At 68.7% G+C, this 23,299-nt stretch carries 21 protein-coding genes, 2 tRNA genes and 1 riboswitch; of the genes, 7 read left to right on the forward strand and 16 right to left on the reverse strand.

All coding sequences use genetic code 11. From position 1 onward, the window contains the following. Nucleotides 1-11: 11 nt before the first annotated feature. From BWI15_RS03605 to corA, 4 genes are all read right to left on the reverse strand, one after another. Nucleotides 12-218, reverse strand: a complete 207-nt coding sequence (locus BWI15_RS03605; protein ID WP_077012830.1) for a hypothetical protein — start codon at nt 216-218, stop codon at nt 12-14. 166 nt (nt 219-384) lie between these two features. After that, complete coding sequence (locus BWI15_RS03610; protein WP_077012831.1) at nt 385-975, reverse strand: HU family DNA-binding protein; 591 nt, start codon at nt 973-975, stop codon at nt 385-387. 223 nt (nt 976-1,198) lie between these two features. Continuing rightward, nucleotides 1,199-1,384 (reverse strand): hypothetical protein, encoded by a 186-nt coding sequence (locus BWI15_RS03615; protein ID WP_077012832.1) that lies wholly within the window; start codon nt 1,382-1,384, stop codon nt 1,199-1,201. A gap of 64 nt (nt 1,385-1,448) precedes the next feature. Beyond that, on the reverse strand, nt 1,449-2,621 hold the full coding sequence (corA, locus tag BWI15_RS03620; RefSeq protein WP_077012833.1) for a magnesium/cobalt transporter CorA: 1,173 nt from the start codon (nt 2,619-2,621) through the stop codon (nt 1,449-1,451). Nucleotides 2,622-3,672: 1,051 nt separating this feature from the next. Here corA and BWI15_RS03625 point away from each other — a divergent pair. After that, nucleotides 3,673-4,227 (forward strand): phosphotransferase-like protein, encoded by a 555-nt coding sequence (locus BWI15_RS03625; RefSeq protein ID WP_077012834.1) that lies wholly within the window; start codon nt 3,673-3,675, stop codon nt 4,225-4,227. Between the two features lie 454 nt (nt 4,228-4,681). On the opposite strand, the gene leuD is transcribed toward BWI15_RS03625, so the two are convergent. Both leuD and leuC read right to left on the reverse strand, forming a co-directional pair. Continuing rightward, nucleotides 4,682-5,281 carry a 3-isopropylmalate dehydratase small subunit gene (gene leuD, locus BWI15_RS03630; RefSeq protein ID WP_077012835.1) on the reverse strand — a complete coding sequence of 200 codons (600 nt, stop codon included), beginning with the start codon at nt 5,279-5,281 and terminating at the stop codon, nt 4,682-4,684. Nucleotides 5,282-5,294: 13 nt separating this feature from the next. Then, nucleotides 5,295-6,737 carry a 3-isopropylmalate dehydratase large subunit gene (gene leuC / locus BWI15_RS03635; RefSeq protein WP_077012836.1) on the reverse strand — a complete coding sequence of 481 codons (1,443 nt, stop codon included), beginning with the start codon at nt 6,735-6,737 and terminating at the stop codon, nt 5,295-5,297. 109 nt (nt 6,738-6,846) lie between these two features. Between leuC and BWI15_RS03640 the strand changes: the two genes are divergently transcribed. Beyond that, entirely contained in the window at nt 6,847-7,566 is a 720-nt protein-coding gene (locus BWI15_RS03640) for an IclR family transcriptional regulator (RefSeq protein ID WP_012922430.1), read from the forward strand. Nucleotides 7,567-7,689: 123 nt separating this feature from the next. Here BWI15_RS03640 and BWI15_RS03645 read toward each other — a convergent pair. The 5 genes from BWI15_RS03645 to BWI15_RS03665 form a co-directional block, all read right to left on the reverse strand. Further along, nucleotides 7,690-7,765: transfer RNA gene (locus BWI15_RS03645), tRNA-Glu, on the reverse strand. Nucleotides 7,766-7,846: 81 nt separating this feature from the next. After that, nucleotides 7,847-7,918 (reverse strand) — tRNA-Gln (locus BWI15_RS03650). A 118-nt stretch (nt 7,919-8,036) separates the two neighbouring features. Then, a complete protein-coding gene (locus tag BWI15_RS03655) occupies nt 8,037-8,993 on the reverse strand; it encodes a CPBP family intramembrane glutamic endopeptidase (protein WP_077012837.1) in 957 nt (318 codons plus the stop codon). Nucleotides 8,994-8,997: 4 nt separating this feature from the next. Beyond that, nucleotides 8,998-10,542, reverse strand: a complete 1,545-nt coding sequence (gltX, locus tag BWI15_RS03660) for a glutamate--tRNA ligase (protein ID WP_077012838.1) — start codon at nt 10,540-10,542, stop codon at nt 8,998-9,000. After that, nucleotides 10,535-11,323: a fumarylacetoacetate hydrolase family protein gene (locus BWI15_RS03665; protein WP_077012839.1), complete on the reverse strand. Its 789-nt coding sequence runs from the start codon at nt 11,321-11,323 to the stop codon at nt 10,535-10,537. Before BWI15_RS03665 ends, gltX begins: the two co-directional genes overlap by 8 nt. 111 nt (nt 11,324-11,434) lie before the next feature. On the opposite strand from BWI15_RS03665, the gene BWI15_RS03670 reads away from it, so the two are divergent. Continuing rightward, complete coding sequence (locus BWI15_RS03670; RefSeq protein ID WP_077012840.1) at nt 11,435-11,959, forward strand: GNAT family N-acetyltransferase; 525 nt, start codon at nt 11,435-11,437, stop codon at nt 11,957-11,959. Then, a complete protein-coding gene (locus tag BWI15_RS03675; protein WP_077012841.1) occupies nt 11,956-12,819 on the forward strand; it encodes a 3-methyladenine DNA glycosylase in 864 nt (287 codons plus the stop codon). Before BWI15_RS03670 ends, BWI15_RS03675 begins: the two co-directional genes overlap by 4 nt. Here BWI15_RS03675 and BWI15_RS03680 read toward each other — a convergent pair. Beyond that, nucleotides 12,806-13,630 (reverse strand): class I SAM-dependent methyltransferase, encoded by an 825-nt coding sequence (locus BWI15_RS03680; protein ID WP_077012842.1) that lies wholly within the window; start codon nt 13,628-13,630, stop codon nt 12,806-12,808. The two genes, BWI15_RS03675 and BWI15_RS03680, sit on opposite strands and share 14 nt — an antisense overlap. A 465-nt stretch (nt 13,631-14,095) precedes the next feature. On the opposite strand from BWI15_RS03680, the gene BWI15_RS03685 reads away from it, so the two are divergent. The 3 genes from BWI15_RS03685 to BWI15_RS03695 all read left to right on the forward strand — a co-directional run bounded on the left by BWI15_RS03685 (nt 14,096) and on the right by BWI15_RS03695 (nt 18,586). Beyond that, nucleotides 14,096-14,677: a DinB family protein gene (locus BWI15_RS03685; protein ID WP_077012843.1), complete on the forward strand. Its 582-nt coding sequence runs from the start codon at nt 14,096-14,098 to the stop codon at nt 14,675-14,677. A 58-nt stretch (nt 14,678-14,735) separates the two neighbouring features. Further along, a riboswitch (cobalamin riboswitch) is annotated at nt 14,736-14,892 on the forward strand. Nucleotides 14,893-15,023: 131 nt separating this feature from the next. Beyond that, nucleotides 15,024-17,522 carry a ribonucleoside-diphosphate reductase subunit alpha gene (locus BWI15_RS03690; protein WP_237771111.1) on the forward strand — a complete coding sequence of 833 codons (2,499 nt, stop codon included), beginning with the start codon at nt 15,024-15,026 and terminating at the stop codon, nt 17,520-17,522. After that, nucleotides 17,519-18,586, forward strand: coding sequence for a ribonucleotide-diphosphate reductase subunit beta (locus BWI15_RS03695; protein WP_077012844.1), 1,068 nt, complete (start codon nt 17,519-17,521; stop codon nt 18,584-18,586). The genes BWI15_RS03690 and BWI15_RS03695 overlap by 4 nt, the downstream gene beginning before the upstream one ends. A gap of 114 nt (nt 18,587-18,700) precedes the next feature. Here BWI15_RS03695 and BWI15_RS03700 read toward each other — a convergent pair whose 3' ends face one another. The 4 genes from BWI15_RS03700 to BWI15_RS03715 form a co-directional block, all read right to left on the reverse strand. Next, nucleotides 18,701-19,672: an ROK family protein gene (locus tag BWI15_RS03700; protein ID WP_202817563.1), complete on the reverse strand. Its 972-nt coding sequence runs from the start codon at nt 19,670-19,672 to the stop codon at nt 18,701-18,703. A 188-nt stretch (nt 19,673-19,860) separates the two neighbouring features. Beyond that, nucleotides 19,861-20,727 carry a carbohydrate ABC transporter permease gene (locus tag BWI15_RS03705; RefSeq protein WP_077012845.1) on the reverse strand — a complete coding sequence of 289 codons (867 nt, stop codon included), beginning with the start codon at nt 20,725-20,727 and terminating at the stop codon, nt 19,861-19,863. Nucleotides 20,728-20,842: 115 nt separating this feature from the next. Beyond that, nucleotides 20,843-21,835, reverse strand: a complete 993-nt coding sequence (locus BWI15_RS03710; RefSeq protein WP_077012846.1) for a carbohydrate ABC transporter permease — start codon at nt 21,833-21,835, stop codon at nt 20,843-20,845. 7 nt (nt 21,836-21,842) lie between these two features. After that, nucleotides 21,843-23,234, reverse strand: a complete 1,392-nt coding sequence (locus tag BWI15_RS03715) for an ABC transporter substrate-binding protein (protein ID WP_077012847.1) — start codon at nt 23,232-23,234, stop codon at nt 21,843-21,845. Between the last annotated feature and the right edge of the window lie 65 nt (nt 23,235-23,299).

The following is a 23,299-nucleotide window of genomic DNA, read 5'->3' on the forward strand; positions in this document are numbered from 1 at the left end:
CCGTCTCCCCGTCAGTGCAGGGTGATGAAGTGGACCGCGGTGATCGCGATCCCTTGGCCTGATCCGCTGGTCTCGATCCGCACCCGCTGACCCACGCGCAGGAAGCGCACCGGCGTACCGGCCAGCTCGTCGGCGCTGAACGGCAACTCCACGCCGGTGTCGGTCAGCACCGCACCGGACCTGGACGCCTCGTCGTAACGGCTCACGGTCGCCTGCATGGTGCCACGCTAGGGCATGCCCGGCCGGGGCGCAGCCGGAGGTTGCCGAAGACACCTTCTCCGGGCAGGGCGCCTCGCCGCGTGGGGCCGGACATGGCGAAGGCCGGTCGCCCCTGGAGTGGGGAGACCGGCCTTCGCTGGTACAGCGGTGCCGCAGTGCCGAAGGTCAGCGAGCCGAAGCCTTCTTGGCCGGCGCCTTCTTGGCGGGGGCCTTCTTGGCCGGCGCCTTCTTGGCCACGGTGGCCTTCTTGACCGGGGCCTTCTTCGCCACGGTCTTGGCCGGAGCCTTCTTCGCCGGAGCCTTCTTGGCGACCGTCTTGGTGGCAGCGGCCTTGGCCGGCGCCTTCTTGGCGGCGGTCTTGGTCGCGGCGGCCTTGGCCGGCGTGGCCTTCTTGGCCGTCGTGGCCTTCTTGGCCGGAGCGGCAGCCTTGGTGGCGGTCGCGGCCGGCTTCGGCGTCACCAGCTTCGGCAGCTTCTTGGCACCGGAGACAACGGCCTTCAGCTCCGCACCCGCACGGAACTTCGGAACCACGGTCTTCTTGGCACGCTTGGTCTCGCCGGTCCGCGGGTTGCGGACCATGCGGGCACCACGCTCGATGGCCTCGAAGGCACCGAACCCGGTGATGGCGACCTTGCCGCCCTTCTTGGTCAGCTCGCGCTGGACGGTGTCGATCACCGACTCCAGGGCGTGCTGGGCCGAACGGCGATTTCCGTCGAAGTGCACTGCGAGCGCTTCGACCAACTGGCTCTTGTTCACTGCTTCCCTCCGTGAACGTAGGCGTCGAGCACAGCGCTCGATCTCACGTGAACGTTATGGACTCAACAGGCCGTTCACAAACACCAACGCGGCAATTCGGCCTTGTTTTGGGCGATTTGCCCCTGTTTTGGCCCCGAATCGCCCTTCCGGGGCCCTCGGATTCCCTTCTGAGCAACGATCCGGCGACCAACGGTGACCCCCGCCACAGCCCGTCCGGGACTCTTCAGCGACGCTTTCCGCGTAACGATCGCAGTCCCGACCGGGCGGTGTCGAGACCTCGCGTCACCGAGCTGTCGCCTTTACGGGCCCGCAACGTCTGGCTCACCTTGCCCAGCAACCAGTCCACCAGTGGCACCGCGATCGCCAGCACCACCCACATGATCAGCCGCCGGCGCAGGAACAACCACATCTTTGCCTCCAGGTTCTCGGGTCTGTGCAGTCCCAGTGCCCGCGACGGAAACCGAAGATGTGTGTCAGAGCCAGCCGCGGCGCTTGAAGACCTGGTGCAGACTGCCACAGACCAACGCCATCAGGCCGATCGCGAACGGATAGCCCCACCGCCAGTGCAGTTCCGGCATCACGTCGAAGTTCATCCCGTACACGGTCCCGATCAGGGTCGGCGCGAACAGGATCGCCGCCCACGCGGAGATCCGCTTCACCTCTTCGTTCTGCGCGTTGCTGGCCACGGTGAGGGACTTCATCTCCTCGTTCTGCTGCTGGGCCACCAGGGTCGCGTTCACGGTCAGGATGTCGCGCAGCAGTTCACGGAAACCGTCCACCCGCTCCACCACCTGGGTGACGTGGTCGGCGACGTCGCGCAACGACCGCTGCAGCTCCTGGTCCACGCCGTACTTGTCGAAACCGGCCCGCAACGAGTCCAGCATCCCGATCAGCGGCCGGGTCGCGCGCTGGAACTCGATCACCTCACGGGACAACTCGTAGATGCGCCGCGACACCTTCGGGTCGCCGCGGAACACCTCGGTCTCGATCTCGTCGATGTCGTTCTCCAGCCCCGCGACCACCGGCGCGTACCCGTCGACGACCTTGTCCATGATCGCGTAGAGCACCGCTTCGGTCCCCTGCCGCAACAGCTCCGGATCACGCTCGACGCGACGCCGTACGGCCGCCAGGTTGGGCGCTTCGGCGTGCCGGACCGTCACCACGAAGTCCGGTCCCACGAACACGTGCACCTCGCCGAACTCGACCTCCTCGGTCACGTCCCGGTACCGCGCGGCCTTCAGTACGACGAACAACGTGTCGCCGTACCGCTCCAGCTTCGGCCGCTGGTGCGCCTGGATCGCGTCCTCGATCGCCAACTCGTGCAGGTCGAACTCCTGCGCCAGCGACATCAGCTCCCGCCGGTCCGGCCGGTACAACCCGATCCACGCCAAACTGCGCGGCGCTTCGTGCAGCACCTGGTAGGTGTCGGCCAACGACTCCGGCGACGCGACCCGGCGCCCGTCGCAGTAGATCGCACTGTCGACAACGCTGTGCCCTTTGGGCTTGGTGTGCACCGGGTGCTCGACGACCGGCTCGATCGCGGCGGGCGGAGTGGTCGCGAGGCCACCGGCGTACCGGCGGGCGGCGGCACGCAACGACGGCGTACGGCCGAAAGCACGAAGGGTGCGCAGGCGCAGGTCGGACATGAGTCCTCCAGGAGATGCAGACGGAATTCGTACCGGCACGACGTCTGCCCGACCTCCGCGGCCGCAGCCACGCACCACAGCACACCCCGCACGAGCTCGCGCCGGGGTGGCTGACCTGGAAGAGGAAGCTAGTTGCCTCGAGGCCGAGCGAGATCGGTATGTCTGGAGGGGTCACTGGTCATCAGCGCCTCACCTCCTCGATCTCGCAACCTGGTCAGGACAACTCCGCAAGACTAACACCGAAGTTATCGTCCAAGATGTGCAATCCGTTACGCGCAGGTTTACACCCCACGCGGGCTCCTCCGTTCGCTGGCGCTCACTACGGTGCCTGCTCCCGCCCACCCTTTGCTCAGTTTGCGTGCTGTCGCCCGATTCAAGTGCGGCGCTACCGCGCCGAGCACGCGTGCTGTCGCTCGCTTGAATCCACGCTGCCGCGCGGGATGCGCGTGCTGTCGCTCGCTTCAGTCGCGCTGGCGCGGGTGCCTCTGCTGTCGCGTTCAGATACGCGCTGGCGCACGGTGAAACATCCGCCGCGCGCACATGCGGCACTGGCGCGCGAGTGGGCGCGCGGGCAGCAGCCCACACCGAGCGGCGCCACCGAGTCGAAGCAATCGCGTCGCCGTGAGATGTGGTTCCCGCAACCTCACACCGCTCGCTCACCCCGGTCCGCCAACCATGTCCGCAGGGCTGTGTTCTGGTGGTTGTCCTCAGCAACCGAATCAACGGCTGCACGACCACCAGCAGGGTCTACCGCGGTCGCAGCATCGGTCGGCCGTCGGAAGCGCATCCCCGGTGGTCTACGACGGCGAAGGCATTGAAGTCGACCACCCGGCTCAGGTCCTCCGGGCCGAAGCTGGATTCAATCTCGACCGACGCGAAGAAGTAGCAGGCGAACCGACGTCGCCGATTCCCCGATCGAGCCGAGGAGACTTCTGGCACTCCTCGTCGGCAACCACCAGAGGTCTCGACCCGGTCGTCGCTCATCGGCAGCAGCCAATCGGCATGAGGGTCATCGGCGAAAACGGCTGGACACTCCTGATGGGAGGGACACATGCCGAAAGTCGTCCTGATCACCGGCATGCAGGCCGCCGGCAAATCCACCGTCGCGCCCCTGCTCGCCGCCCGGATGGGTCCACCGGCCGCGACCCTGGACGGCGACGTCTTCTACCACGCGGTGGTCGCCGGCGCCGTCTCCATGTCGCCCGATCCGGACCCAGAAGCGGTCCGCCAGCTGGAACTGCGGTACGCCGCCACCGCGAAGATCGCGCAGCACTACGCCGACGCGGGCTTCGACTTCACCTGTTCCGACATCATCCTCGGCGAACACGTCGAACGCTGGTTCGCCAACCTGCACGACGTCGAGCCGCACCTCGTCGTGCTGGTCCCTTCGGTGGAGTCGATCGTCGAGCGCGAGCTGGGCCGCGGCTCCTCGTCGTACCGGCACTGGCTTCGTCCCGGCGGAACCCTCGCGGACGCCGTCCGCCTGCTCCAGTCCGGCCTGGAGCACATCCCCCGCCGCGGCCTCTGGCTCGACACCACCGGCCAAACGCCTGAGCAGTCCGTCGAAACCATCCTGGCCGACAACTTCACAACCACCCGCTGGTGACGCGGGACGGGCCGGACCAGTGCCCGCGACCGCCAACCGGTTCTCTACGCCCTGGTCACAGCGTCCCCTGCGGCACGCCACATCGGCGGACTTGTCGACCTGGCCCGGTACTCGAGCACCCGTGGCTGCCTCAGGACCTCAAGACCATCTGAGTCCGGCCGCCCCAAGCCGGCGAACACACCAATCGGGTGGGCTCGCGCTCGGATCTCGACCTACCTACCCTGCGGCGACGCGAGCCATCACCGTGCCCGCCGGACGTCCGTCAGCGCACCTCTGAAACGCGACAGCGCGCACGAGAAGCGGGCGCCAGCACGCGCACTCAGCGCAAGCTGAAACGCGCGGCAGCGCACACCTCAAGCGGGCGACAGCACGCGCACCCGAACCCAGGGTGGGCGGGAGCACGCACCGTAGCGAGCGCCAGCGAGCGGAGGAGCGTGCGTGGGAAGAAAAACCCTTAGGCCTTCGCAGGCAAAGTAGCCGGCTTGAACGCCGGCCGCGTCGCCTCGTACGCCTCGATGTCGTCCGCGTGCGACAGCGTGATGCCCACGTCGTCCAGCCCGTTCAGCAGCCGGTAGCGCGTGTAGTCGTCGATCTCGAACGGCGCGGACAGCGCGCCGGCGGAGATTGTCTTGGCCTCGAGGTCGACCGTCACCTTCGTGCCCGGGTCGTTCTCGATCGTCGTCCACAGCTGCTCGACGACATCTTCGGTGACAAGCGCCGCGAGCAACCCCGCCTTGCCCGAGTTGCCCCGGAAGATGTCGCCGAACCGCGACGAGATGACGACGCGGAACCCGAAGTCCATCAGTGCCCACACCGCGTGCTCGCGCGACGAGCCGGTGCCGAAGTCGGGGCCGGCGACGAGCACCGACACCCCCTCGTACTCGGGCTGGTTGAGGACGAAGGCCGGGTCGTTGCGCCAGGCCGCGAACAGCCCGTCCTCGAACCCGGTCCGGGTGACCCGCTTCAGGTAGACCGCGGGGATGATCTGGTCGGTGTCGACGTTGCTGCGGCGCAGCGGGGCCGCGGTGCCGATGTGCTGGGTGAAGGCGTCCATGATTCCTTTGTCCTCAGACGTTCTCGGGTACGGCGACTGCGGAAGTGTCACCGACCGGCGGCAGGTCAGCCGGCGCGGCCAGGGTTCCGGTGACGGCGGTGGCGGCGGCGACCAGCGGCGACACCAGGTGCGTGCGCCCGCCCTTGCCCTGCCGGCCTTCGAAGTTGCGGTTCGACGTCGACGCGCTGCGCTCGCCCGGCGCCAGCTGGTCGGGGTTCATCCCGAGGCACATCGAGCAGCCCGCGCCACGCCACTCGGCGCCGGCGTCCTTGAAGATGACGTCCAGCCCTTCGGACTCGGCCTGCAGCCGGACCCGCCCGGACCCCGGTACGACGAGCATCCGGGTGCCGTCGGCAACCTTCCGCCCGGCCAGTACGCCGGCGGCGGCGCGCAGGTCCTCGATCCGCCCGTTGGTGCAGGAGCCGAGGAAGACCGTGTCGACCTTGATCTCGCGCAGCGGCGTACCGGCGGTCAGGCCCATGTACTCCAGCGCCCGCTCGGCCGCGATCCGGTCGGTCTCGGACTCGAAGTCGTCCGGCGACGGCACGTTGGCCGACAGCGGCAGGCCCTGACCGGGGTTGGTGCCCCAGGTGACGAACGGCGCGATGTCCTCGGCCCGCAGCACGACCTCGCGGTCGAAGCTGGCGTCGTCGTCGGTGGCCAGGCTCTTCCAGTACTCGACCGCGGCTTCCCAGTCCGCACCCTGCGGGGCGTGCGGCTTGTCCTTCAGGTACGCGAAGGTGGTCTCGTCCGGCGCGATCATGCCGGCCTTGGCGCCCCACTCGATCGACATGTTGCAGATCGTCATCCGGGCTTCCATGCTCAGCGCGCGGATCGCCTCGCCGCGGTACTCCACGATGTAGCCCTGGCCGCCGCCGGTGCCGACCTGCGCGATCAGCGCGAGCACCAGGTCCTTGGCGGTGACACCGTCGGGCAGTACGCCGTCGACGGTGACCGCCATCGTCTTGGGCCGGGCCTGCATCAGGGTCTGGGTGGCGAGCACGTGCTCGACCTCGCTGGTCCCGATGCCGAAGGCGATCGCGCCGAACGCGCCGTGCGTCGAGGTGTGGCTGTCACCGCAGACCACGGTCATGCCGGGCTGGGTCAGGCCGAGCTGCGGCCCGATCACGTGCACGACGCCCTGGTCGGGGTCGCCCAGGGTGTGGATCCGGATGCCGAACTCCTCGGCGTTGCGGCGCAGCGTCTCGACCTGGGTGCGCGACACCGGGTCGGCGATCGGCTTGTCCACGTCGAACGTCGGGACGTTGTGGTCCTCGGTCGCGATGGTCAGGTCCGGGCGGCGGACCTTGCGGCCGGCCAGCCGGAGTCCGTCGAAGGCCTGCGGACTGGTCACCTCGTGGACGAGGTGGAGGTCGATGTAGAGGAGGTCGGGTTCCCCGTCGGCGTGACGCACGACATGTGCGTCCCAGACCTTTTCCGACAACGTCCTGCCCATCAGACTTCTCCTTCGGGTGGTGTACTGAGGTGCGCTCTCGCTCACAGTGCGCCGAGAAGGGGCGTACAAGCGACTTGCGTTCCACGATTCGAGACGGCAATATCGTCCCATGGACAACTCTAGCGGAGTCGGCGTTCTCGACAAAGCAGCTCTCGTTCTGTCCGCGCTCGAGTCCGGACCGGCGACCCTGGCCGGACTGGTGGCGGCGACAGGGCTGGCCCGGCCGACGGCGCACCGGCTGGCCGTCGCGCTCGAGCACCACCGTCTGGTGGGGCGTGACATGCAGGGCCGCTTCGTGCTCGGCCCCCGCCTGAGCGAGCTCGCCTCCGCTGCCGGTGAGGACCGCCTGCTGGCGACCGCCGGTCCCGTCCTGGCCCGGCTGCGTGACATCACCGGTGAGTCGGCACAGCTCTTCCGCCGCCAAGGTGAGTACAGAGTGTGTGTCGCCGCCGCCGAGCGCCCGTCCGGCCTCCGCGACACCGTCCCGGTCGGCAGCCAGCTGACGATGGCCGCCGGGTCGGCCGCGCAAATACTGCTGGCCTGGGAGGACCCGGAGCGCATGCACCGCGGCCTCCACAACGCGACCTTCAACGCCGCCGCCCTGGCCGGCGTACGGCGGCGTGGCTGGGCGCACTCCGTCGGCGAACGCGAGCAGGGCGTCGCCTCGGTCTCCGCCCCGGTCCGCTCCCCCTCCGGCAAGGTGATCGCCGCCGTCTCGGTCTCCGGCCCGATCGAGCGCCTCTCCCGCCAGCCCGGCCGCATGCACGCCCCCGCCGTGATGGCCGCCGCCGAACGTCTCTCCGAAGCTCTGCGCCGCGCCTCGGAGTGAGCACGGACACACAGAAGGCCTGACCGCACACCCTCGCGGTCAGGCCTTCTTCTTTTGGTCCTCCGGAAGAACTGCTCCGGAAACCAGAAGCGCCTCTCACCTGGAGGTGAGAGGCGCTTTCTCTGGTAGCCCCGACGGGATTCGAACCCGCGCTACCGCCTTGAGAGGGCGGCGTGCTAGGCCGCTACACAACGGGGCCAGAGGGTTGTTGCGCGGTCCTTGCGGACCTGGCAACGAGGAAGGACTCTACCGATTTTCATCGGCCGGGTCCAATCGCTCGCTGGGGTACTAGGACTCGAACCTAGACTAACTGAACCAGAATCAGACGGGCTGCCAATTACCCCATACCCCAAAGGCATTTCACCGGTTTCGTGAGCTTGTTTCCGCCCTCACGACCTGGCTCAGAGAGCATACCGAAGTCCGGGCCCAGACACCAAAACGAGTCCCCGCCGGAGCAGATGTCACTCCCGTCACACCAGTCTCCGGCCCGGTCCGCCCACCACCGGCGCCTGCACCAGCGGGAGATCACACGTGGTCGCCAGGTTCTGCTTGCGCGCCAGCAGCACCGCCACAGCCCCGAACAGGACGAACTTCGACACGTCCACCGCCACCAGCCCCCAACCCGCGTCGGAGGCGTTCAGGCTGGCGCTCACGCTGTTCGTCAGAGCGGCGTAGATGAACGTCACCACGTTGTTCGCCGCGTGCGCCGCGATCGACGCCTCAAGGCCACCGGTCCGCACCGCCAGGAACCCGGCCACCAGCCCGAAGGCGAAGCGGTCCAGGAACAACGCCGGGCTCTCCCACGGCCACACGCCGTGCGCCATCGTGAACAGCACGGTCGTGACCACCACGGCGACCACGGAACTGCGGACGAACGAACCGACCGCCTGCAGCAGGTAGCCGCGGAAGAAGTACTCCTCCCCCGCCGCCTGCAGCGACGAGGTGAGCAGCACCACAGCGATCACGCCCGCGGCGTCAGCGGCCGCGCCGTCGCCTCCGGCGATCAGCTCGACCCCACCGACCTTGATCACCCCGAGCATCAGCAGCTCGACCACCACGGCGGCCAGCCCGAACCACAGCATCGGCCGCCATCGGATCCGGCCGACCACCGACGACAGCAGTCCGGGCGTCTGGTGGTTCAGCCGGGTCGCGACGACCATCGCCAGCGGGATCAGCACGATCAGCGTGAGGTTCGTCGTCAGCAGCCCGAACCACGAGATGGTTCCCTCGGGATCCTTGCGGATGCCGAACGAGATCAGCTGGATCACCAGGCTGAGGAACATCCAGCCGGCCAGGATCGCGAACGCGCCGAGCGCCACGGTCCAGCCGGCCGTCGCCGGGTTGCGCAGCAGCCGGTGGTACGGCTGCGGCCCCGCGTCCCGGGGATCCACGGTGGACCCGGGACGCGGCGTCGCGTCGTACGCCATCAGCTCAGTCCGCCGGCAGCAGGGTGCGCGCCTGCTCGAGCCGGTGCAACGACCGGTCCCGGCCGAGCAGCTCGAGCGACTCGAACAGCGGCGGCGAGATCCGCCGGCCGGAGATCGCCACCCGGACCGGGCCGAACGCGTTCTTCGGTTTCAGTCCCAGGCCCTCGATCAGCGACGAACGCAGCGCGGCCTCGATCGCCTCGGTGGTCCAGTCGGACAGATCCGACAGAGCCTTCACCGACGCCTCCAGTACGGCGCCCGCGTCGCCGGTCAGCACCTTGGCGGCCGCATCGGGGTCGACCGTGAACGCCTCGTCCGGGACGAACAGGAAGGCGAGCATGTCGACCGACTCCGACAGCGAGTTCATCCGCTCCTGCACCAGCGGTACGGCGGCGGTCAGCAACCGCTGCTGCTCCTCGGTCGGCTCGGCCGGCAGCACGCCCGCCTTGGCCAGGAACGGCACCACGCGGCGGCCGAACTCGGCCGGCTCGAGCAGCCGCATGTGGGAGGCGTTGATCGCCTCGCACTTCTTCGGGTCGAACCGGGCCGCGTTCGAGTTCACCTTGCGGATGTCGAAGGCCTCGATCATCTCGGCCATCGTGAACACGTCACGGTCCTCGGCGATCGACCAGCCGAGCAGGGCCAGGTAGTTCAGCAGGCCCTCGGGCAGGAAGCCGCGCTCCATGTACTCGCCCAGACCGGCGCCCGGGTCGCGCTTGGACAGCTTCTTGTTGCCCTCGCCCATCACGAACGGCAAGTGCCCGAACCGCGGCGTGCGGCCGGTGCCGACACCGATCTCGGCCAGCGCCTCGTAGAGCGCGATCTGCCGCGGCGTCGACGGCAGCAGGTCCTCGCCGCGCAGCACGTGGGTGATCTGCATCAGCGCGTCGTCGACCGGGTTCACCAGCGGGTACAGCGGGAAGCCGTTGGCCCGCACCAGCACGTAGTCGCCAAGGTTCTCGGGCAGGAAGGTGATCTCGCCGCGGACCAGGTCGGTGAAGGTGATCGGCCGGTCCGGCATCCGCAGCCGGACAACGGGCCGCCGGCCCTCGTCGACGTACGCCTTGACCTGCTCCTCGGTCAGCGTGCGGCAGTGACCGTCGTACCCGCTGTGCTGGCCGGCCGAGCGAGCCGCCTCGCGGCGCTGGTCGAGCTCCTCCTGCGAGCAGTAGCAGTGGTAGGCCTTGCCGGCCTCCAGCAGCTTGGCGACGACGTCGGCGTAGATGTCCATCCGCTGGGTCTGCTGGTACGGACCGAAGTCGCCGCCGACCTCGGGGCCCTCGTCCCAGTCGATGCTCAGCCAGCGCAGCGAGTCCAGCGTGTACTGCAGCGCCTCGGGGGTGTTGCGGGCCGCGTCGGTGTCCTCGATCCGCAGCACCAGCTTGCCGCCGTAGTGGCGGGCGAAGGCCCAGGCGAACAACGCCGTGCGGATGTTGCCGACGGTCAGCAGACCGGTCGGGGAGGGAGCGAAACGCAGGCGGACCTGGTTGGGCTCGAGGCCGCCGAGGACGTCGTCGTCTGTGGATGCAGCGGCTGCCTGGTCAGTCACGCACGATCACCTTGTTCGTCAGAGTTCCGATTCCTTCGACGCTGACCGCGACCTCGTCGCCGGGCAGCATCGGGCCGACACCCGCGGGGGTGCCGGTGAGCACCACGTCGCCGGGCAGCAGCGTGGTGAAGGAGGTGATGTAGGCCAGCACCTCCGGGATGTCGAAGATGAACTGCGAGGTCCGCCCGTCCTGCTTCGGTTCGCCGTTCACCTGCGTGCTGACCCGGACGTCGGAGACGTCCAGGTCGGTGGTGATCCAAGGGCCGAGCGGGCAGAACGTGTCGTAGCCCTTGGCCCGGGCCCACTGACCGTCGGTCTTCTGCAGGTCGCGGGCAGTCACGTCGTTCGCGATCGTGTAGCCGAAGATCACTTCCTCGGCCCGCTCGCGCGGCAGGTCGCGGCAGATCCGGCCGATCACGATCGCCAGCTCACCCTCGAAGTGCAGGTTGTTGGTCTGCTCGGGATAGACGATGCCGTCGCGCGGGCCGATCACCGACGTGTTCGGCTTGAAGAAGATCATCGGCTCGGCCGGTACGTCGTTGCCGAGCTCGGCGGCGTGGTCGGCGTAGTTGCGCCCGACACAGACCACCTTGCTGCGCGGGATCACCGGCGCGAGCAGCCGGACGTCGGCCAACTGCAGGGTCTCGCCGGTGAGCTTGACCGGCCGGTAGAGCGGGTCGGAGTCGAGCACCGCGACGGTGCCGACGAGGCCCTCGGGGTCGTCGGTCTCGACAAGCCCGTACTTCGGTTCGTCGTCGACGGAGAATCTGGCGATACGCACGGCTGGCCTTCAGTCGGTGGGATGAACGGCCCGAGCCTACCGCCGCACCGGCGTGACCCCGCGACAACGGCGGCTTTTCCGGGTGCGCGCGCGGAGTGAGACAGTGGTCGGGTGACGACCGACCCCACCGCGCCGGACGCAGCAGCCCGTCCGGTCACGATCCGCCTGGCCGCGCCCGACGAGTACGCCGCTGTCGGCGAGCTGACCGCCGAGGCGTACGCCAACGACGGTTTCATCCCCGCGGGCTCGGACTACGGCGACACCCTGCGTGCCGCGGCGGACCGCGCCGAACGGGCCGAGCTGTGGGTCGCCACCGACGGCACCGATCTGCTGGGCACTGTCACCTACTGCGGTGCGGGGTCGTTCTACCGGGAGATCGGCCAAGACCACGAGGGCGAGTTCCGGATGCTCGGCGTCTCCGCGAAGGCCCGCGGTCTGGGCGTCGGCACCGCGCTGACCGAGCACTGCATCACCCGCTCGCGCGAACTCGGCTTCAGCCACCTGGTCCTGTCGAGCGCCGACTACATGGTCCCCGCGCATCGGATCTACCAGCGCCTCGGCTTCGTCCGGGTCCCCGCGCGCGACTGGTCCCCTCGTCCTGGCGTCAACCTGTACGTCTTCTCGCTCGAGCTGTGACCACTGTCCTTTCTCCCGCCGAGTGGGAACCGCTGGCTGCCGCGCACGCCGCTCGCGTCGACGAACTCGTCGCCGGCCACCTTGCGCGGAAGAGCCGCCGCGAACCACATCCGGTCGAGGACTTCCTCTTCACCTACTACCCCACCCGCCCCAACCAGCTTCGGGTCTGGCACCCCGGCCCCGGCGTCACGCTGCTCGGCGCCACGGCGTACGAAGGTCGCAAGGGCTACCTGTACGCCGACGGCGCCGCCCGCCTCGATCCTGAGCAGATCGAGCGCCGTGCCGACTCCATCAGCTGGATCCGGCGCCTGCTCGCGCTCACGCTCGACCGGCAGCCGCAGTTCGGCTGCTTCGGCCTGCACGAGTGGGCGATGGTCTATCGCCTGCAACCCGGCGAGGTCCGGCACGAGAAGTGGCCGCTGCGACTAGGTGCCGAGGGCACCGACCAGGTCGTCGACTCGCACAAGATCGCGTGCTCGCACTTCGACGCCTTCCGCTTCTTCACCGAGCCGGCCCGCCCGCGCAACGCCCTGCAGCCGACCCGCGACCTCCAGCCGCAGCTGGAACAGGGCGGCTGCCTGCACGCCAACATGGACCTCTACAAATGGGCCACCAAGCTGATGCCCTTCGCCCCGAGCTCGTTGCTGCTCGCCTGCTTCGAACTCGCCCGCGACATCCGCACCCTCGACATGCGCGCGTCGCCGTACGACCTGGCGCCGCTGGGCTACACCCCGGTCCCGATCGAAACCCCTGCCGGCAAGGCCGAGTACGCCGCAGCTCAACGTGCCTTCGCCACTCGCGCGAGGCCGCTGCGCGAACAGCTCGTCTCCCTGTGCGACGAGCTGATCAGACCTTCGTAGCTTTCAGCGCGAACAGCAGCGGGATCCGTGGCGCTTCGTCGGGCAGGCGCCACCAGCCTTCGGGAGTCTGGATCATCGAGGGCCAGCGCGGCCACTGCAGGACCTCGGATTCGCGCAGGCTGTCGATCCGGAGACCCGCGGCCGCGAGCGTGGTGACGAGCTCACCGAGGCCGTGCATCCACTCGTAGCTGGTGTTGCGGCCGGGGACCTCGTCGCCGGTATAGGTGACGGTCGACTCGTGGGCGATCGCGCCGCGGCCTTCCAGGTAGTCGTTGCGCAGCACGAGGTCGTCGGACTCCCCCGGCAGGCCGACCGGGCGCAGCGAGTTCAGCAGTGGGTGGAACTCGACCACGTAGACGAACCCGCCGGGCTTGAGCAGCCGCGAGACGACCTCCGCCCACTTCGGTAGGTCGGGCAGGTAGCACAGCGCGCCTTTCCCGGTGTAGACGACGTCGAACTGCCGTCCCCCGAGCGCCTCGACCGCGTCATACACGTTGGCATGCACGTAGTCGATTCCGACGTCGGCCACCCTCGCGATCCGTCGAGCCTCGTCGAGCGACCGGGCCGACAGATCCAGGCCGGTCGTCCGCGCACCTCGCCGAGCGAACGCGATCGTCTCCGTCCCGAGGTGACACTGCAGATGGACGACGTCACGCCCGTCCAGCTCCCCCAGGTCGTCCCACTCGTAGTCCGCGAACCAGAACTCCGCCGGCCGCTCGTAGAACGAACTCGCCGCATGCAACGGCGCCCGCGCGTCCCAGTCCGCCTCGTTGGCCGCCACTTGCGCCAACTCGTCCACGCCCAACCCCATCGAGTGCTCCTTCCGCCGCCTGCTCTGGTCCTCCTCCCAGTCTCGCCAGGCCCAGGTCCACACGTCACCACTCAAGCTCATCATCGAATCCGCTCACCCTGCGTCACGCAACAGACGGCTACAGCGATCGACGGCGGGCAGGTCTCTGCCCCACGGTGTGCCACGAGTTTCCCCCTCGGAAACGATCCCGCGAGCGCACGTCACGCCACCGGTCCGCCCCGGAAGCGTCTCCCCCGCCCTGCTCACTGAGCGTGACTCTACTCTGGTCGGCCACGCTGAGTAATCACGATTCGGTCTCACTCCGCACCAGCTCCCCTGGTCGCGCCGCATTAGCAGTCGAACACCGGGAGGTCCAGCACCGACACGCTGTGCTGATTGACTTCGCGGCGTTCGCTCGACCACAATTCGAACACATGTTCGAGGCAAGGCCAAATGCACGGGAATCGGGGAGCGTGAGGATCTGTGATGCCGGAACCGTTCGACTGGAACATCCTGGAGCGACCGTCGGCGATGGCGATGGTGCGGGGCCAGCTCGGTTTCAGCTGGATGGTGCTGGCCGGGCGGCTGGCGACACTGACCGACGACGAGTACTTCTGGCGGCCGAGCTCGGACGCGCTCACCGTCGTCCGCCGCCGGTACGCCGGCCGCTTCCGCGCGCTCGGGTCGGGCGAGTGGGTGGCGCAGTGGCCGGACGAGCCGGACCATCGCGGGCCGCGCACGATCGCCTGGCTGATCGCACATCTGACCGAGACGTTCTTCGAGCGCTGGGAGTGGACCTTCGGCGAGAAACTCCAGGGCCGCAGCGACATCACCCTGCACGGCAACGCCCGCGACGCGGTCGCCTGGCTGACCCATTGGGTCAACGCCTGGCAGGAGTCGATCGCCGGACTGGAGGAGGACCAGGTGATGACGGTCGGCCTCAGCCAGGCCTCCGAGCTGGACGCCGCCGAGCCGTTCGGCCACGTCGTCCTGCGCCTCAACCGCGAGCTGATCCATCACGGCTCGGAGATCATGACGCTCCAGGATCTGCATGCTCTCGCGGCGTGAAACCACAACATGTGCGACACGCGGCGCGTCGCTGCACTACATGTGGGGGTTGGGCGCTAGTGTTCCCCGTGCTGGTGGTTCTGCCCGGACGACGCGACCAAGGTCGGCCGGGCGGAGGCAAGAGGGGAATCCGGTGCGAGTCCGGAGCTGCCCCGCAACGGTGAGCGGACACGGTGTCCGCGAGTCCGAGTACCTGCCACCGGTACGCGTACCGCCGGTACGCGTCGGTCCGAGACCTCGTGGGTGGGTCGACGGGCGAGCAGGCAGCCGTACTCGCCGTGCTGCCTCTCGTCGTGCGCGCTGCCACGGGTCACGGTCCCCCGAGATTCGCGTGGAGAGAGCGCCTGTGACCATCGTTTCGTCTTCGTCGCCGACCGCGACGGGCACCCCGCCCGCCGCGCCGGCCTCCCATCTCACCGTCGTCCGCCGCGACGGCGGCACCGCGCCGCTCGACGTCGGCCGGCTGCGGCTGATCATCGCCGAGGCCGCCGCCGGCCTGGACGCCGTCGACACCGAGCAGATCCTCGGCGAGACACTCGGCTCCTGCTACGACGGCATGCCCGAGCACGAGGTCGAGCTCGCCCTGGTGATGGCGGCCCGCTCGTACGTCGAGACCGAACCGCAGTACAGCCAGGCCGCCGCGCGCCTGCTGCTCGACCAGATCCGCCGCGAGGCGCTCGGCCGCGTGCACGGCGAGCCCCGGCAGGCGAGTCAGGCCGACATGAGCACGGCGTACGCCGAATACTTCCCCCGCTACGTCGCCACCGGGATCGCGGCCGGTCTGCTCGCCCCTGAGCTGGCCACCTTCGACCTGGACCGGCTGGCCAAGGCGATCAAGCCCGAGCGCGACCTGGACTTCGCGTTCCTCGGCCTGCAGACCCTCTACGACCGCTACCTGCTGCACATCGACAAGGTCCGCTTCGAACTGCCGCAGGCCTTCTTCCTGCGCGTCGCGATGGGCATGGCCCTGAACGAGGACGACCGCGAGGCCCGCGCGCTGCAGTTCTACGACTTGCTCAGTTCGTTCCGCTTCATGTCGTCGACACCGACCCTGTTCAACTCCGGCACCACCCGGCCGCAACTGTCGTCGTGCTTCCTGACCACGGTCGACGACGACCTGGCCGGCATCTTCACCGGCATCCGCAACAACGCCCTGCTGGCCAAGTACTCCGGCGGCCTCGGCAACGACTGGACCCCGGTCCGCGGCATCGGCGCGAAGATCCGCGGCACCAACGGCGAGTCCCAGGGCATCGTCCCGTTCCTGAAGATCGCCAACGACACCGCCGTGGCCGTGAATCAAGGCGGAAAACGCAAGGGCGCGGTCTGTGCCTACCTCGAGACCTGGCACATCGACGTCGAGGAGTTTCTCGACCTGCGTAAGAACACCGGTGACGAGCGGCGCCGGACGCACGACATGAACACCGCGAACTGGGTGCCCGACCTGTTCCTGCAGCGGGTCGAGGCCGACGGGGACTGGACGCTGTTCTCGCCCGACGAGGTGCCGGACCTGCACGACCTGTACGGCGCGGCGTTCGCGGCGGCGTACGAGAGGTACGAGGCGGCGGCCGCGCGGGGTGAGATCCGGGTGTTCCGCCGGGTCAGGGCGGTCGAGCTGTGGCGGCGGATGCTGACCGTGCTGTTCGAGACCGGGCATCCCTGGATCACCTTCAAGGACGCGTGCAACCTGCGGTCGCCGCAGCAGCACGACGGCGTGGTGCACTCCTCCAACCTGTGCACGGAGATCACGCTCAACACCACCGTCGACGAGACCGCCGTGTGCAACCTCGGCTCGGTCAACCTGGCCGCGCATCTGACCAACGGTGCCGACGGGCCGGTCCTGGACGGCGAGCTGCTGCGCGACACGGTGAAGACCGCGGTCCGGATGCTCGACAACGTGATCGACGTGAACCTCTACACCACGCCCGAGTCCGAGCGCGCCAACCAGCGGCATCGCCCGGTCGGCCTCGGCCTGATGGGCTTCGCCGACGCGCTGTTCACGCTGCGCATCCCGTACGCCTCCGACGCGGCCGTCGAGTTCGCCGATCGCTCGATGGAGCAGATCAGCTACCACGCGATCGAGGCGTCGGCCGATCTCGCCGCCGAGCGCGGCACCTACCAGTCGTACGACGGATCGCTGTGGAGCCGGGGCATCCTGCCGATCGACTCGCTCGAGCTGTTGCGCGAGGCCCGCAACGGCGACGTCCGGCTGGACACCATGCAGCGCCTCGACTGGAACGCCGTGCGCGCCAAGGTGCTCCAGCACGGCATGCGCAACTCCAACGTGCTGGCGATCGCGCCGACCGCGACGATCTCCAACATCTGCGGCGTCAGCCAGTCGATCGAGCCGACGTACAGCAACCTGTTCGTGAAGTCGAACATGTCCGGTGAGTTCACCGTCGCGAACCCGTACCTGGTCGCCGACCTGAAGGCCCACGGACTCTGGGACCGCACGATGGTCTCGGACCTGAAGCTGCACGACGGTGTCCTGGCCGATATCGAGCGGATCCCGGCCGAGCTGCGCGCGCTGTACGCGACGGCGTTCGAGATCGAGCCGTCCTGGCTGGTCAAAGCGGCGGCCCGGCGGCAGAAGTGGATCGACCAGGCACAATCGCTCAACCTCTACGTGGCGGCACCGTCGGGCAAGGCACTCGACGAGCTCTACCGATCGGCCTGGCGGCACGGCCTGAAGACGACCTACTACCTGCGGTCGCAGTCCGCGACGCATGTGGAGAAGTCGACACTGCAAGGCACGGACGGCCGCTTGAACGCGGTGCCGGTCACACACCCCGAGCCCGACGGCGCCTTCTGCCGCATCGACGACCCCGATTGTGAGGCCTGCCAGTGACCGCCACCGGACTGGGTGAGATCTCCGTCGGCGCCGGCCGCGTCGAGGTCGCGGACAAGGCGATGATCAACGCCCGCGCCGACGTCAACCAGCTGCTGCCGCTGAAGTACCAGTGGGCCTGGGACAAGTACCTTGCCGCCTGCAACAACCACTGGATGCCGACCGAGGTCTCGATGCAGGCCGACATCGCGCTGTGGCGGCGCCCGCCGGGAGCGCGCGACGGCCTGACCGACGACGAACGCCTGATGCTCAAGCGCAACCTCGGCTTCTTCGCCACCGCGGAGTCCCTGGTCGCGAACAACATCGTGCTCGCGGTCTACCGCCGGCTGACCAATCCCGAGTGCCGGCAGTACCTCCTGCGCCAGGCGTTCGAGGAGGCCGTGCACACGCACACCTTCCAGTACATCTGCACCTCGCTCGGCCTGGACGAGGGCGAGCTGTTCAACATGTACCGCGAGGTCCCGTCGATCGCCGACAAGGACGCCTGGGCGCTGAAGTACACCCGGCACCTCGACGACGGCGACTTCGAGACCGGTACACCGCAGGCCGATACCGACTTCCTGCGCGACCTGATCGCGTTCTACGTGGTGTTCGAGGGAATGTGGTTCTACACCGGCTTCGCGCAGATCCTCTCGCTGGGCCGGCGCAACAAGATGGTCGGCATCGCCGAGCAGTACCAGTACATCCTGCGCGACGAGTCGATCCACCTGAACTTCGGCATCGACTGCATCAACCAGATCAAGCTGGAGAACCCGCACCTGTGGACGCCCGAGTTCCAGGCCGAGGTCCGCAAGATGCTGACCGAAGCCTGCGAGCTCGAAGTCGCCTACGGCCGCGCCACGCTGCCCAACGGCATGCTCGGCCTGACCGCCGAGCTGTGCGAGCAGTACATGCACTTCATCACCGACCGCCGCGCCGAACAGCTCGGCCTCGCCCCGATCTTCGGCGAGACCCGCAACCCGTTCGGCTGGATGTCGGAAGTGATGGACCTGAACAAGGAGAAGAACTTCTTCGAGACCCGCGTGATCGAGTACCAGTCGGCCTCGGGCCTGAGCTGGGACTGATCGCATCGAACGGCGAGCCGTCCTAGGCCTCGCACAGTTCGGCAGGGTCCACTCGACCTGGACGGCGCCGGCGAACCCTGGTTCGCCGGCGCCGGCGCCGGCGTCGTACCGGAGCTAACAGGCCCCGGCCAGCCGAGCATCGACCGCCGCGGGCGAGTAGACCTCGTTCACGACCAGCCGCGCCATCCCGTCCAGCGCGGCGTGATCCGCGAGCTGTCCGGTGGCGACCGTCAGATGACGAGTCGCCCGCGGCAGCGTCGCCTGGTACAGCACCTCGTGCACCCCGGCGACAAAATCCGTGTGCGCCAAATCCCCCGCGATCATCAGCACGCCAGGGTTGATCACGCTGACCACCGTCGCCAGCACCTCTCCCACCCGGCGGCCGGCCTCCCGTGCGAGCCGCAGGGCATCCGGCTGCCCCGACTGCAGCAACGCCCGTACGTCGGCGCCGGACCGTGCAGGCACTCCGAGCTCGGTCAGCGCCGTCGCGATCGCGCGACCACTGGCGACCGCCGCGAGGCACCCGATCGACCCGCACTGGCACTTCGCGTCACCGGCGTCCCGGACCCGGATGTGCCCGATGTCCCCGGCGCCACCGTCGATCCCGCGGAACACCGAGTCGCCGATCACGACCCCGGCGCCGATCCCGGTCGAAACCTTGACCAGCACGAACGCCGGGCAGTCCGGATGACCCGCCGACTGCTCGCCGAGCGCCATCGCGTTCGCGTCGTTGTCGACCAGCACCGGTACGTCGTACCGGCGGCGCAGGTGGTCGCGGATCGGGTACTCGTCCCAGCCGGGCATGATCGGCGGCCGCATCACCAGGCCGGTCTCGAACTCGACCGGTCCCGGCACGGAGATGCCGATCCCGGCCAGCTCGTCCGCGGACCGGCCGGCCTTCGTGAGCAGCGCCTCGAACCAGTCGGACAACGTGTCGAGCACGACTTCGGGGCCGTCGGCAATGACCAGCTCCGCGGAGTGCTCGGCCAGGACGCCGCCGGCCAGGTCCATCAGCGCGGCCCGGGCGTGCCGGGTGTCGAGGTCGGCGGTGAGCACGACCGCGTGCTGCTCGTCGAAGCGCAGCACGACCGGCGGGCGGCCGCCGGTCGAGGCGGTGGAACCCCGCCTCGACCAGCCAGCCGTTGCTCAGCAGCGGTTCGAGCCGCTGGCCGAGCGTCGAGCGGGACAGGCCGGACAGCTCCTGCAGCTCACCCCGGGTCCCGGCCTGGCCGGTCCGGACAAGATGCAGCAGCCGTCCTGCCGACGTCGTCGCGTCAGCCCTTGTCAGCCCCACTCGTCAGCCCCTCCGTCAGCAACCGTTCAGCACCGTAGAACATCAGTACCACCGGCAGTGTCAGTACAACCGATCCTGCCATCAGCACGGTCTTCGGCACCTCGACACCGTTGGCCAGCTGCTGCAGGCCGAGGGACACCGTCCAGTGGTCCGGCTCGGCGGCCAGGAACAGCAGCGCGAACAGGAACTCGTTCCAGGCGATCATGAACACGTACAGTGCGGTCGCCATCACCGACGGCGCCGCCAGCGGCAGCACCACCTTGCGCAGGATCTGGAACCGCGAGCAGCCGTCGAGCGCGGCGGCCTCCTCGATGCTGACCGGCACCGTGCTGAAGTAGCTGCGCAGCATGTAGATCGCCACCGGCACGGTCTGCGCGATGTAGACCACGATCAGCCCGAACAGACTGCCCTGCAGACCGACCTTGGCGAACATCACGAACAGCGGCACCGCGAGCAGCGTCGCCGGGAACAGGTAGACGCCGAGGAACAGCGCGCCGACCTTGCGGTGCCCGGTGAAGCGCAGCCGGCTGACGGCGTACGCGCCGGGGATCGCGACCAGCAGGGTCAGCAGCATCGCGCCGATCGAGACGATCGCGGAGTTGCGCAGCATCAGCGGGAAGCCCTGCCCGCCGTTCTCCACCGAGGTCAGCACCGACCGGTACGAGTCGAGGCTGAACTCCTTGGCCGACACCCAGATCCGCCCGGGGTCGAGCAGCAGCTCGTCGATCGGCTTCACCGACAGCAGCACCATGTAGTAGAAGGGGAACACCGTGGCGACCACCAGCACGGCGATCACCACCCACCGCATGATCCCGAAGAACCGGATCTGGAAACCGTCCCTGGTCATGGGGCCTCCTGGCCTGGACTGAGGAGTGGAGGGAGCGAAGCGACCGGAGCGACGAGGGAAGGCCAGGAGTTGAAGCCCCATGACCCGCCGAGCCGGAGGCGAGGCATCAGTAGAGTCATGCCTGCTCCTCCTGGACCTTGCGGCCGAAGAACCTGAAGTACAGCCCCAGCAGCACGATCAGTACGACGGCCAGCACGACCGCCTGCGCGGAAGCCAGCCCGACGTCGAACCGCGCCGTCAGGAACCGGTACACCCGGACCGCGACCACGTCCGTGCCCGCGCCACCACCGGTGAGCAGGTACACGTCGTCGAACTTGTTGAACGTGAAGATGAACCGCAGCACCGTCAGCAGCGCGACGACCGGCATCAGCTGCGGCAGCAGGATGAAACGGAACCGCTGCCACGGCGTGGTCCCGTCGACCACGGCCGCTTCCTCGAGCACCGGCGGAACGGCCTGCATCCGGGCGATCAGGAACAGGAACGCGAACGGGAAGTACCGCCACGTCTCGAACGCGATCACCGTGAACAGCGCCATCGGCACCGGGACACCCAGCACCTCGTACGAGCGCTGGGTCAGGAAGGCGATCGGCCGGTCCCAGCCCAGCCACTCGACACCCCAGTGGTTCACCACGCCGAGGTCAGGGCTGAGCAGCACCTGCCAGACGAACGCGACGGCCACCACCGGAGCGACGTACGGGAGCAGCATCGCGCCGCGGATCAGGGCCCGGCCGCGGAACGGCTTGCGCAGCGCGAGCGCCGCGATCAGGCCGACCACGATCGAGCCGAGCGTCGAGCCGATCGTGTAGACCAGCGTGGTCCACAGCGACGACCAGAAACCGGGCGAGCTGAAGACGCGTTCGAGGTTGCGCAGGGTCCAGTGACCCCACAGGCCCTGGCTCTGGATGTCGACCAGGCGGACGTTCTGGAACGCCAGCATCACCGTCCACAGGATCGGCAGCACGACGACGACCAGCACGATCACCAGGGTCGGCGAGACCAGCGTCAGGCCGGCCCGGTTCTCCTCCCGGCGCAACGGGCTCTTCGAGCGGCGCCGCTTCGGCGTCGGAGCCGGGTCGGCGGCAGGGGGTCTTTCGGTCACGGTTGTCATCTCTGCCTCACCCGAGCGAGTCCTGGATCGCGGCGACGTCGTCGGTCGCCTGCTTGGCGGCCTCGTCGGCGTCCACCTGCCCACTGGCCAGCGCACTGATTGCCTTCGGCACCGGGAGTTCACCGAGCGTGGCGCCCACCAGCGCGCCCTGTCCCTCGGTGATGCCCCAGCGCTGCATCTTGCCGACGCCGTCGCGCAGTTCGTCGATCACCGGAGCCGGGTAGATCGCGGCCAGCGGTTTGCGCGTGTCGACGCCGATGTCGGCCTTGTCCCAGGCCTGGTCGAACTTGTCCGGATCGGCCGCCGTCCCGTGCCGAACCGGGAACTTGCCCTCGGCCGCCATCCCGAACCAGTCCTCGTAGCCCTGGTCGAGCATGTACTGGACCAGCTGCTTGGACGCGTCGGCCTTCGCCGTCTTGGTCACCGTCCAGCCGGTCACCTCGCCGAACTGCGCGGGCTCCGCGCCGTCCGGGCCCTGGACCGCGGTCACCACACCGGTGTTGCGGGCCAGCCAGCCCTTGTCCTTGGCGCACGGCTCGCAGCTCGGCAGCGCGTCCTCGCGCAGGCCGGCCAGCTCGTCGAGCAGGAACGACGACCAGACCACCATCGCCGACTTGCCGGCGAAGTACGAGGCGCGGGTGGAGTCGACGGTCTGGGTCCCGGCGGCGGAGTACTTGGTCGCCAGGTCGCCGTAGAAGCGGAACGCCTCCTGGCAGGCCGGACTGTCGAGGGTGATCTTGCCGCCACCGTCGACGAGCTGGCAGTTGTTCGCCAGCGCGAAGTACTCGAAGCTCTGCTGGGTGAACGGGTCGGCGGGATCGGTGGCCACCGAGATGCCCTCGGTGTCGCCCTTGTTCAGGGTCTGCGCGGCCTTCTCGATCGCCGCGTACGTCGTGGGCTCGGCCAGGCCGGCCGCGGCGAACAGGTCCTTGCGGTAGTAGAGCAGCTGGGTCCAGCTGTCCGACGGTACGGCGAGCTGCCGGTCACCGTCGCGGGTCAGGTCGAGCGCGCGCTGGTCGAAGGTCTTCGGACCGAGCTCGTCGACGACCTGGCCGGCGGCGTCCGGGTTGAGCAGGCCGTTGCTGGACAGCTGCTGGATCGCGGCCAGGGGCACCGCGCCGATCACGTCGGGCAGCTTGCCGGCCGCCGCGGCGGACATCACCAGCTGGCTCAGTTGTGGCTCGTCGACCCCGACCAGCTTCACCTGGATGCCGGTCTCGGCGGTGAAGCGCTGGAAGATCGCGCGGGTGGTCTCCAGCCGCCCGGAGACGTTCTCCAGCGACCAGACGGTGATGCTGCGGTCGTCACCGGCGGTGGAATCGTTGCCGCAGGACGTGAGCACTCCGGCCGCGAGCAGGAGCGCACTCGCCGTCGAGAGCGCCCTGGTGAAGCGTGACATACATCCTCCTCAGGGGAGCTGACATACGCATAACATCAGGACTATTGTCTTTTGACAAGACCTAA

This window comes from Kribbella sp. ALI-6-A (assembly GCF_001984195.1).
GTDB lineage: Bacteria > Actinomycetota > Actinomycetes > Propionibacteriales > Kribbellaceae > Kribbella.

Coding starts and splice junctions, on each gene's coding strand:
- BWI15_RS03605 (WP_077012830.1), bottom strand. CDS start 218: ATGCAGGCGACCGTGAGCCGTTACGACGAGGCGTCCAGGTCCGGTGCG.
- BWI15_RS03615 (WP_077012832.1), bottom strand. CDS start 1,384: ATGTGGTTGTTCCTGCGCCGGCGGCTGATCATGTGGGTGGTGCTGGCG.
- corA (WP_077012833.1), bottom strand. CDS start 2,621: ATGTCCGACCTGCGCCTGCGCACCCTTCGTGCTTTCGGCCGTACGCCG.
- BWI15_RS03625 (WP_077012834.1), top strand. CDS start 3,673: ATGCCGAAAGTCGTCCTGATCACCGGCATGCAGGCCGCCGGCAAATCC.
- leuD (WP_077012835.1), bottom strand. CDS start 5,281: ATGGACGCCTTCACCCAGCACATCGGCACCGCGGCCCCGCTGCGCCGC.
- leuC (WP_077012836.1), bottom strand. CDS start 6,737: ATGGGCAGGACGTTGTCGGAAAAGGTCTGGGACGCACATGTCGTGCGT.
- BWI15_RS03640 (WP_012922430.1), top strand. CDS start 6,847: ATGGACAACTCTAGCGGAGTCGGCGTTCTCGACAAAGCAGCTCTCGTT.
- BWI15_RS03655 (WP_077012837.1), bottom strand. CDS start 8,993: ATGGCGTACGACGCGACGCCGCGTCCCGGGTCCACCGTGGATCCCCGG.
- BWI15_RS03680 (WP_077012842.1), bottom strand. CDS start 13,630: ATGGGGTTGGGCGTGGACGAGTTGGCGCAAGTGGCGGCCAACGAGGCG.
- BWI15_RS03685 (WP_077012843.1), top strand. CDS start 14,096: ATGCCGGAACCGTTCGACTGGAACATCCTGGAGCGACCGTCGGCGATG.
- BWI15_RS03705 (WP_077012845.1), bottom strand. CDS start 20,727: ATGACCAGGGACGGTTTCCAGATCCGGTTCTTCGGGATCATGCGGTGG.
- BWI15_RS03710 (WP_077012846.1), bottom strand. CDS start 21,835: ATGACAACCGTGACCGAAAGACCCCCTGCCGCCGACCCGGCTCCGACG.
- BWI15_RS03715 (WP_077012847.1), bottom strand. CDS start 23,234: ATGTCACGCTTCACCAGGGCGCTCTCGACGGCGAGTGCGCTCCTGCTC.